Source organism: Sphingobium ummariense RL-3 (assembly GCF_000447205.1).
GTDB classification, from domain to species: domain Bacteria; phylum Pseudomonadota; class Alphaproteobacteria; order Sphingomonadales; family Sphingomonadaceae; genus Sphingobium; species Sphingobium ummariense.
Map to the genome: position 1 here is coordinate 42,628 of NZ_AUWY01000019.1, position 10,071 is coordinate 52,698.

General features: G+C 67.5%; 9 protein-coding genes. 1 reads left to right on the forward strand and 8 read right to left on the reverse strand.

Features of this window, described 5'->3' with window-relative positions; genetic code table 11:
• Positions 1-75 precede the first annotated feature (75 nt).
• The 4 genes from M529_RS25750 to M529_RS25765 form a co-directional block, all read right to left on the reverse strand.
• Positions 76-1,452 (reverse strand): sensor histidine kinase, encoded by a 1,377-nt coding sequence (locus M529_RS25750; protein WP_031294008.1) that lies wholly within the window; start codon positions 1,450-1,452, stop codon positions 76-78.
• Complete coding sequence (locus tag M529_RS25755; protein WP_021316156.1) at positions 1,449-2,543, reverse strand: hypothetical protein; 1,095 nt, start codon at positions 2,541-2,543, stop codon at positions 1,449-1,451. The genes M529_RS25750 and M529_RS25755 overlap by 4 nt, the downstream gene beginning before the upstream one ends.
• A 43-nt stretch (positions 2,544-2,586) precedes the next feature.
• The gene (locus M529_RS25760; protein ID WP_021316157.1) at positions 2,587-3,753 is read right to left on the reverse strand and encodes a hypothetical protein; all 1,167 of its coding nucleotides are present in this window, start codon (positions 3,751-3,753) and stop codon (positions 2,587-2,589) included.
• Positions 3,754-3,836: 83 nt separating this feature from the next.
• The gene (locus M529_RS25765) at positions 3,837-4,139 is read right to left on the reverse strand and encodes a hypothetical protein (protein WP_021316158.1); all 303 of its coding nucleotides are present in this window, start codon (positions 4,137-4,139) and stop codon (positions 3,837-3,839) included.
• Between the two features lie 79 nt (positions 4,140-4,218).
• Between M529_RS25765 and M529_RS25770 the strand changes: the two genes are divergently transcribed.
• Positions 4,219-6,885 (forward strand): coiled-coil domain-containing protein, encoded by a 2,667-nt coding sequence (locus M529_RS25770; protein ID WP_021316159.1) that lies wholly within the window; start codon positions 4,219-4,221, stop codon positions 6,883-6,885.
• Between the two features lie 33 nt (positions 6,886-6,918).
• Here the strand turns inward: M529_RS25770 and aac(6') are convergent, their stop codons facing one another.
• From aac(6') to M529_RS25790, 4 genes are read right to left on the reverse strand one after another with little or no spacing between them, the layout of a single operon-like run.
• A complete protein-coding gene (aac(6'), locus tag M529_RS25775) occupies positions 6,919-7,365 on the reverse strand; it encodes an aminoglycoside 6'-N-acetyltransferase (RefSeq protein WP_031294010.1) in 447 nt (148 codons plus the stop codon).
• 9 nt (positions 7,366-7,374) lie between these two features.
• The gene (locus tag M529_RS25780; RefSeq protein ID WP_021316161.1) at positions 7,375-7,644 is read right to left on the reverse strand and encodes a DUF1467 family protein; all 270 of its coding nucleotides are present in this window, start codon (positions 7,642-7,644) and stop codon (positions 7,375-7,377) included.
• A gap of 9 nt (positions 7,645-7,653) precedes the next feature.
• Positions 7,654-9,291: a ribonuclease J gene (locus tag M529_RS25785; RefSeq protein ID WP_021316162.1), complete on the reverse strand. Its 1,638-nt coding sequence runs from the start codon at positions 9,289-9,291 to the stop codon at positions 7,654-7,656.
• Positions 9,291-10,070 carry a type III pantothenate kinase gene (locus M529_RS25790; RefSeq protein WP_021316163.1) on the reverse strand — a complete coding sequence of 260 codons (780 nt, stop codon included), beginning with the start codon at positions 10,068-10,070 and terminating at the stop codon, positions 9,291-9,293. Before M529_RS25790 ends, M529_RS25785 begins: the two co-directional genes overlap by 1 nt.
• Between the last annotated feature and the right edge of the window lies 1 nt (position 10,071).

Genomic DNA, 10,071 nt, shown 5'->3' on the forward strand with positions numbered 1-10,071 from the left:
AACAGGAAACGGCGCCGTCACCGGCGCCGTTTTCTTTTACGCCATGAACTGTCCTGAACAGCTCTTTTGGAGCCGCTATCCCCGCGCCGGCAGGGTCAGGACGAAGCGCGCGCCCTCCCCCGCGTTTCCGCCGACGCGGATGTCGCCCCCCATCGCCCGCGCCAGCCGCCGGGATATATAGAGGCCGAGACCGCTGCCGGCGGCATCGTCGCGGCCCAGCCGCTCGAACTTGTCGAAGATGCGCTCGCGGTCGCCATCGGCGACTCCGGGGCCTTGGTCGACCACAGTGACGGAGGCAAGCCTGCCCTGCATCTCCGTCGCGATTCGCACCTGGCCCCCTTCGGGGGAATAGCGCACCGCATTGCCGACCAGGTTGACCAGAATCTGGAGCACGCGGCGGAATTCGCCGGTCGCGGGGGCGCGTTCGGAGATATCCGGGGGGAAAATGCTGATATGCCCGTCGATCGCCTTGACGTTCAGCAGCCCGGCCGCCCGGCGGCCCAGGTCCGCAAGGTCGATCTCCTCCGCCGTCACCGTAAAATCGGGCCGGTCGATCGCCTGAAGGTCGGCCAGGTCGTCGACGAGCGCCATCAGATGCCGTCCAGCCGCGGCGATGTCGCTGGCATAACCGGCATAGTCCGCCCGCAGCGGTCCCTTCAACTGCGCGCTGATCGTGTCCGCATTGGCGATGATCCGGCCCAACGGCTGGCGCAGCGATCGGTCGAGCCGCCGCCCGAATTCACCCGGATAGGCAAAGGTCGACTGCGGATCGGGTGCCCGCGCCGCCGCCTCGTCCACCGGCGTGGCCTTCCCCCGATAGCCGAGAAGCTGTCCGGCAAGATCGAACAGCGGAAAGCCCGCCAGGCTGTAGCGCCGCTCCGGATCGCTGACGAGCACCGCCTGCTGGTTGCGGAAGGCGCGCCGCTGCGCAAAACCGCGCAGCATCGCCATGTCACCCTCCTCATCTCCCTGCAGCTGGAAATAGGCGGAAAAGCGGCTTCCGGGCGGAGGCGGGGACTCAGGCAGGGTCGCTCCCGCATCCTCTTCCGCCATCACGATCTGGAACCGCAACAGCGTATCGATCTGCCAGGTCCATCCACCCGCCAGCGCGGCAATGTCCGATTCCCGGCTGCCATTCTCCATCGCAGGTGCCGGCAGCGGTCGTTCGTTCCATTCGATCACCGACAGCTGCACCGCCTCACCCTCCGGCTTGGCGCGCACCCACATCTCGATATCGCCCTGGTCGGAAGCAGCCACGACCGGGCGCGAAATGGCGATCCCCAGCCGCGATGCCAGCCGCGCCACCGCCGCCAGCTGAGGCACGGCCAATGGCGCATCCAGGTCTCCGCCCGCCTGTCGCTGCAGCGCAAGCAGCGGCAGGTCCGCCGCCAGCAGCACGCCCTGCGCGGATATCGTCGCCCGCATCACGGCCGGATGAACGGGCATGTTCACGCAGCCATCACCTGGTGCAAATGATCCAGCTTCGCCCGCAAGGCTGCGGGCGTCCGCAGCAAGTCCATGATCGCGTCTGCCTGATTCCCATCGAGCGCCTGATAGCGCTCGGCTTCCGTCACCAATAGCATATCGGTCAGCGCAGGGCGAACAGGCCTTAGCGTCATCAGCAGGTGACGATAGTCGCCGTCGGGACAGTCCAGCGCCCGCGCCAGCGCCGCGACATGAGGCAGCGGCGCCATGATGAGGATGTCGACGACCTGCGCCGTCGGCATGCGAAGCCTCCGTCCCGCAAGCGCCGCGAACAGGAGAAAGCGGCGCTGGCCGAGCACGGCGCCGGGCAGCGCGCGATCATCGGCCCGATCCCCCATCATCCGCACCAGCCGGTCGGCCACGGCAATGGGGCCGCTGCCTTCGTCATGCCGTCCCAGGACATCCCATGCCGCCCTTTCTATAAGCGGAAGGATAGCCTGTTCGCTCAACCCGGTCGACATATGCGCAGCCATGGCAAGGCAGGCTCCCGCCGTCCAGAGCAGTTCCGAAAAATGTTCGGCCGGCAGGTCCGGCCGCATCGGCTGGGTCTCGCCCGCGGTCGCGAGCCATCGCGCCTCGGCCAGCGCCAGCATCGACAGAGCCTCGGAAAGCGCCGGATCCTCGGAGAAGATATCCTCCGCCTCGCCATTGTCCGGGTCCATGCCTGCGCGCCCGTACTGGCGCAGCATCAAACTGATTCCCGCGCGCAGGCGCATATGGGATAGGAGCCCCGGGCCAAGCAGGCCCGGCTGCGCGCACAGCATCGGCCAGCACAGCGGATCGGGCCAGTCCGAAAGCGACGACGCCGAATCGGAAAGCCTTTCCACGCCCAGTCTCAAGGCCAGCTCAACGGCGGTCAGGCAACCGGCCAGGTGGCGGCGCGTTTCCGCATTCAGCGCATCATGCTGGGGCGGGGCTGCGTCGGGAAAGAGGAACGCCAGGTCGATCGCATGCCCGACGGGCACCGCAGACAGGCCAGCCAGCACGCGCGCGGCTGGCCAACTGTCCGCCGTCATGGTTCCGGCCGGGGACGATTGGGCGTTCATCCTGCCGGCCATAAAGGCGCGTCCTTAACATGCCCTAAACCTTATGCCGGAATCCTCATTCATGGCGGCGAAGCAGGATCGCCCCGATCGACGCGATGGCGCAGAGCATGCCCAGCGCATAGCCCCAGGACAGGCCATCGAAGACCGCCGCCAGCATCAGCAGCAGGATCAGGCTGGACGGTGTAAACACCATCCATGACGCGACAGCTCCTGTCCGGCGTTCCCGGTCGGCAACCAGGATGATGCCCGTCAGCAGCGCCAGGTGCATGGCGGTCATCGTCCCGCTCGCCAGCACCACCCCGATCAGCGCCAGCCCCGGCGCCAGGAAGGCGATCCTGCCAGCCGGCGCCGGACGCAACGCCAGTTCGTCCAGCCGGTTGGCGACTTCCGCCAGCCACAGCGCGAGCAGCAGCAGGCAGAATCCGGTGGTCGGCCAGAGCAGCTCGATCGGTACCAGTGCGATCGCGGCGAGGGCGATCGCGGCGATCCGCACCTGCATCGCGGGCACCTGCATGCGCATCAACGCCGGGCTGGCGAGCCGGGCCAGCGGGCCGAGCAGCAGGTGATCCAGCCCTCCGGCGCCGCGCGCGGGTCGGTTGCTGCCGGACAGGATCGCCTGTGCCGCCAGGTCTGCCTGCTGCTGCGTCTCGACCAGCGCGACCCGCCCTTCCAGCAATTCGTCCTGCGGCACCGTCAGGCGCCGCGCTCCCTTCTGCGTCGCGGCGCGCACCAGGGTCAGCGACAGGTCCCAGTCGCCGATCATGTCCAGCGTGCCGAACAGCAGATCGGGGGCGATCCGCGCCAGCCCGGCCCAGCGCTGCCCCGCGTCGATCCGTTCGAACGGGCCACTGGCGCGGCTCTCGTCGGTCACCAGCAGGGCGTTGCCCTCCTGCTGCGCCAGCGCGTCGAAATAAGTCTGCGACACCGCCGCTCCGTCCGCCACCAGCAGCGTGTCCATGTCGCGCGGGGCATCGCGCACCACCGATACCATGTCGCGCACCAGCGCCACGCGTACGCCGTCGGCGCTCAGCCGGTCTATCGCCTGCGATATGGCGGGGGTGATGCTGCTCACCAGGATCAGGATGCGGTCTGCGCCCGCGCGCGCAGCCTGGCGCGCCTGATATTCCATCAGCGTCTGCCCGGCGAAATGCAGGCTGCCGCGCAGGACGCCCGGCGAATCGTCGGCCATGCGGCTGGCGCTGAGAATGGCTGCGAATGTCATCTGTAGTACCGACCCGTCTCTTTGATGGGCGATCTTTTCGCAAGGCCGCCGCGATCGCGCAAGCGATCGGATCGGAACGATGGTCAGTTCTGTTTCAGCATGTCCAGTGCGTCGCGCAGCCGGCGCAGTGCGCGCGGATCACCGGGCGCGGTTTCCGCCGCCTCGTCGGCCAGCACCATCAGGCCGGTCAGGCCGAAGCTCGCCGCCAGCCCCTTGAGCCGCCACGCCGCCAGAGACCAGTTGGCGTCGCACCGCGCCCGTCCCAGCAGGTCCAGCTGCCTTTCGGCGCTTTCCATGAAGGCGAAACGAAGTTCGGCGATCAGGCCGCTGTCATCGCCGACAGCAGCGGCTAGGGCCGCGTGGAGAGCGCCTGGATCGTAGGACATGGGTCGGACGGTAGCGTGCTCACGTTAAGTTTTGGTAACAAGGCATTTTCGTGTGACGAAAAGATGCTAGGATGGTGACATGAGCGGGGGTAGCACCATCATCGAATTCTGGCGCGACGATCAGCAGCCAGCCCAACCGGCACCGGCATCGGAAGACGTATTGCTGTTAAAACAGGCGGTTCTGGACATCGAAGAGGACTCTGCGGAGGAAGAGGCGGGGCGCGACGGCACGCGGATTGCCCGCTTCATCCTGATCGGCCTAGGCATCGTCTGGCTGGCCTTGGCTGCCTGGACCACCTGGCGCGCGCCGCCCGCGACCGCGCAGGACTGGCTTTCGACCCTGTCGACGCTGCTTATCCCGCTGCTGCTGCTCGGCATCGCCTATCTGCTCCTCGCCCGCAACAGCCGGGCCGAATCCCGCCGTTTCCTGGACACCGCCCGCGCCCTGCGCACGGAAGCGGACCTGCTGGAACTGCGCCTCGGCCGTATCGCCACCCAGCTTGAAACCGCGCGGCGGAGCATGCAGGAGCAGGCGGAACTGCTCGACAGCTATGGCGCCGCCGCCAGCAGCAATATGGAGGCATCGGCCGAACTGATCGCCGGCCGCTCGCACAGCGCCGCCGAACGCGCCGAAACTGCGGAACGCGCCGCCCTTGGACTGGTCGAGCAGATGAACACCCTGCTCGATCGCATTCCCGCGCTGGAGGAGCGCACCAGCGGGATCGCCGCGCAGATCATGGACAATGGCCATGCCCTGTCGGAGCGGATCGACACGCTGGAGGCGCGCCTGCACGCCCTGGCGGAACTGTCCGACGAAGCCCGTGCCCGCACTCTTTCCGCGACAAAGAGCTTGTCGAACCAGCTTCACCAGCTTCAGGAGGCGACCCGCTCCGCGAGCGACGAAGTGTCCGGCCTCGCTGATCTCGCTTCCGGCCGGATCGAGGCGACGGCGCAGGGCGCCCGCACCGCAATGGATGCCAGCCGCGCCGCGATCGAAGACCACAGTGCCGCTCTGGGCGCGCTGGTCGAACGCGCGCAGGAGGGCATCGGCGCGACGAGCGGCCAGGCAATCGCCAGCCTGTCGAGCGATCTCGCCACGATCGAGGAAGGCCTGCAGCAGCGGCTTCAGGACATGACGGACCGGCTGCGCGCGACCATGGCCGCGGTCGATGCGGATCTGGCGAGCCAGCGGGAAGCGCTCGATGCGCTGGTCGATCGAACGCAAGCCCATATGGCGTCTCTCGGCCAGACCGCCGCGGCGACGCTGGAGCAGGATCTCGCCTCCGCCGAATCCGGTCTGCGCCGCCGTCTCGACGCCACGCTCGCCGCCGTGAAGACGGGAATGGCGGACACCGACGCCGGCCTGTCGCGCCAGACCGCCGAGATCAACGCGCTAGTCGCCGACGCCGGTGGACGGATGCAGGCCATCGGCCAGGATACGATCGAGGGTCTTGCCCACGCCGTTGCCGGCATTGAGGATCGCCTGCGCAGCATCGACGCGCTGCTCCAGGGCCAGAAGGCGCTGACGGCAGAGCTTCATTCCACCCTTGCCGACGCCGCCGAAACCGCCGATGAGCGCTTCGCCCGGCTGGAGCAGACGGCATTGGCGCGCAGTGCGCGGCTGACCGATGCGCTGGCGAACCTGACGGCGGAAACCCAGCGGATCGACGGCGCGCTGGCGGCCGGCGGCGTGACCGGCGAAAAGCTGATCGCCTGCGCCGAAACGCTGCTCGTCGCGCTGGATTCCAGCGTCCGTGAACTGGACGAGACCTACCCCGCGGCACTGACCCGCTTCGAGGCGCGGCTCGAAAGGAGCCAGAACCTGCTCGCCAGCACCGCGCCGGAGATGGAGCGGCTGGAGGCGATCTCCGAAGCCTTTGCCGGCCGCACGCAGGAGGCCGAGGAGATGCTGCGCGGCCAGGGCGCACGCCTGACCGAATGGCTGGAAAGCACCCAGAACGGGCTGGAGGCCAACCGCCAGCTGGTCGAGCGCCTGCGCGGTGCGCTGGACGATGCGCACAAGGACGCGAACCGCATCACCGAAGGGGCCGCGCCCCTGCTGGTGACGGCGCTGCTGCGCGTCAAGGAAACGGCCGAACAGGCCGCCGAGCGCGCGCGCCAGGCGCTGGGCCGGGCCATCCCCGATGCGGCGCAGTCGCTGGCCGACGCCAGCGAGATCGCGATGCGCAGCGTCATGGAGGATCGCATCATGGCGCAGATCCAGCAGGTCGCCGCGGTCGCGGAGGAGGCCGTCAAGGCCGCGCACCACGCGTCGGACCGGCTGATGCGCCAGCTCCTCACCATCGCCGACACCAGCGCCAATGTGGAAAAACGCATCGAGGATGCGGAGCGGGAGGCGCAGGATCGCGACCTTGACCATTTCGCCCGCCGATCCGCGGTGCTGATCGAATCGCTCAACAGCACCGCGATCGACGTCACCAAGATCCTGTCCAACGACGTCACCGACGCGGAATGGGCGGCCTATCTGAAGGGCGACCGGGGCGTCTTCACGCGGCGGGCTGTCCGCCTTCTCGATGCCGGCGAATCGCGCGAGATCGCGCTGCACTATGACGAAGACGCCGAGTTCCGCGAGCATGTGAACCGCTACATCCATGATTTCGAATCGATGCTGCGGGTCATCCTTTCGGCCCGCGACGGCAATGCGCTGGGCGTCGCCATCCTGTCGTCCGACATGGGCAAGCTCTATGTTGCGCTGGCGCAGGCGATCGAGCGGCTTCGGCAGTAGGTCTATGTTTCCTCGGAGCCCGCTCCCGAGGGCTTATCCGATCCGTTTGCGGAAATAGACGACCCGCTCGGTCTCCTCGAAGCCGATGGCGCGATAGAAAGCGTGGCTGGCCAGGTTCGTGATGTCCGCATCGGACGCCAGTTCGGTGCAGCCCTGCCCGCCGCCCCATTGCTCGACGGCGGCGACCAGGGCACGGGCGACCGCCTCGCCGCGATGTGCGGGCTCTACATAGAGCCCTTCGACGAAGGCTACCGGGCTGCTGTCGCATCCGTTGACATAGTCATGCCGCAACACCGCCTCGACAAAGCCTATGGGCCGATCCGCCAGGTCGAGCGCCACGAAGGCGACCTGACCCCCGCCGACCTCCAGCATCGCCCGCGCCTCATCCCGGTGCCCGGCAACGCCCTCTTCCGGCCACAGCGCGTTGCGCATACGCGCCCAATGGTGGAGATGCGCATGCCCGGCAGGGACGACACGCACAGCCGCCGCTCAGCCCGCCCGGTGGAGGGCGGAAAACCGATCCATCGTCACCCAGCCCTCGACATAATTGGCATAATAGAGGCCGAACAGCACCGCCGACAGGATAGTCGTGCGCACCACCACGCGCCACGGCCGGAAGTTGCTCGGCGCGCTGTCGGCCTGCCCCTTCAGCAGCACCTCGCCCGTCTCGTCTGGAGTGCGGATGCCGAAGGGCAGCATGATGAAGCCGCTCAGCACCCAGAAGAGGAAATAGATGGCAAGGATCGCGTACCAGTTCATGGGCCCGGCTTACGCCTGAATCAGCAGGACATCCACCACCGGCTTTTTGCCGGTCCAGCGCGTCGCCGTGCGGCGGACGGCCAGGCGGACGCGCTCGCGTAGCGCCTCCTGATCCTTCGATCCCTTGTTCAGCGCCTCGGCCGCTTCCCCAGCCGCCTCCTCCAGGAAGGCCGCCTTGTCCTCCTCCACCGGCACGCCCTGCGTGCGCAGCGTGGGGCAACCGACCAGTCGTCCCTTGCCGTCCAGCGCCAGCGCGACGCTGATCTGGCCATGCAGGGCGACCCTGCGCCGCTCGTTCATCGTCGCGCCGTCAGCCGGCAGGATCACGTCCCCGTCCAGCACCAGCCGGCCGACCCCTTCCTTGCCGATGATCGCCGGTGCGCCCGGCGCCAGCCGCAGCAGGTCGCCGTTCGACTGGACGACGGCATGGGGCACGCCGGTCGCCAGGCCCAGCCGCGCCTGTTCCGCCATGTGCCGCCGCTCGCCGTGAACGGGCAGCAGGATCTGCGGCCTGATCCAGCGGTACATGGCTTCCAGTTCGGGGCGACCGGGATGGCCCGACACATGGACGTCCGCCTGCTTGTCGGTCACCATCAGGATGCCGCGCGTCGCCAACTCGTTCTGGATGCGACCGATGGCGATCTCATTGCCCGGGATCTGCTTGGAGGAGAAGACGACCAGATCGCCCTCGTCCAGCTTGATCGGGTGCATGCCGAAGGCAATGCGCGCCAGCGCCGCCCGCGCCTCGCCCTGCCCGCCGGTCGCGATGATCATCACCTCGCTCCTGGGCAGGTCCATGACATCGTCCCAATCGACGGTCGGCGGGAAATCCTTGAGATAGCCGGCCGCCTTGGCGGTCGAGATGATCCGGTCGAGCGAACGCCCCGCGACGCAAAGCTTGCGGCCGGTCGCGTGCGCCACCTCGCCCAGGGTCTGGAGCCGCGCCGCATTGGAGGCAAAGGTCGTGACCAGCACGCGCCCCTTCGCGCCCGCGATCGTCTGGAGCAGCCCCTCGCGGACATCGCCTTCCGACCCGCTCGCCTGGGGGTTGAAGACATTGGTGCTGTCGCAGACCAGCGCCAGCACGCCCTGATCGCCGATCGCGGTGAGCTCTTCAGGCGTGGAGGGCGTCCCGAGCAGCGGCTGCTCGTCCAGCTTCCAATCGCCGGTGTGGAACACGCGGCCATAGGGCGTCTCGATCAGCAGGGCGTTGCCTTCGGGAATCGAATGGGCGAGCGGCATGTAGCGGAAGCCGAAAGGCCCCAGCGCGAAACTGCCCTCATTGTCGATGACGTTGAGCTCGACCTCTTCCGAAAGCCCCTCCTCGTCCAGCTTCTGGCGGATGAGGCCCGCCGTGAAAGGCGTCGCATAGAGCGGCACGCCCAGGTCGGCGGCCAGATAGGGGATGGCGCCGATATGGTCCTCATGCCCATGGGTGAGGACGATGCCGAGCAGGTCGTCGCGCCGCTCCTCGATGAAGGACAGGTCGGGCAGCACCAGCTCCACGCCGGGATAGGCCGGATCGGCGAAGGTCAGGCCGAGGTCGACCATCACCCATTTGCCCTGGGATCCATAAAGATTGACGTTCATGCCGATCTCGCCCGACCCGCCAAGGGCCAGGAAGAGCAGCTCGTTTCCAGGTGTCATTATGCGTTCAAACTCCGTTCGTGCAGCAGCGCGAGGCCCTGGATCGTCAGGTCCGGCGCTATCGCATCGAAAATATCGCTGTTGTCGTTGAAGAGGACCGCAAGGCCCCCCGTTGAAATTACCTTGGTCGGGCGGCCGATTTCGGCCCGCATCCGCGCCACCAGCCCCTCCATCATCGCCACATAGCCCCAGAAGACGCCGATATGCATCTGCGCTTCCGTAGTGCGACCGATAACCGACCGGTTCTCCGGCGGGGCGATCGCGATCTTCGGCAGCTTCGCCGCCGCCGCGACCAGCGCGTCGAGCGACAGGTTGATGCCCGGTGCGATGATCCCGCCCTTATACGCGCCCCGATAATCGACCACGTCGAACGTCGTCGCAGTGCCGAAGTCGATGACGATCAGGTCGCCTTCGTACAGATGGTGGGCGGCGATGGTGTTTACAACCCGATCCGCGCCCACGGAGGCGGGCTCGGCCACGTCGAGCTCTATCCCCCACTCCACCGGCGCCTGCCCGGCCACCAACGCCTTGGTCTTGAAATATTTGTCGGCCAGCACCTGCAGGTTGTGGAGCGCGCGCGGCACCACCGTGGCGATGATGACGGCATGCACGTCGCCAATGGCATAGCCTTCCAGCATCAGCAGCTGGTTGAGCCAGACAGCATATTCGTCCGCGGTGCGGCGCGGATCGGTGGCGATCCGCCAGCGCGCGCGAATTTCCTGCCCATCCAGCAGCGCGAAAACCACATTGGTATTGCCCGCGTCGATAGCGAGAAGCATG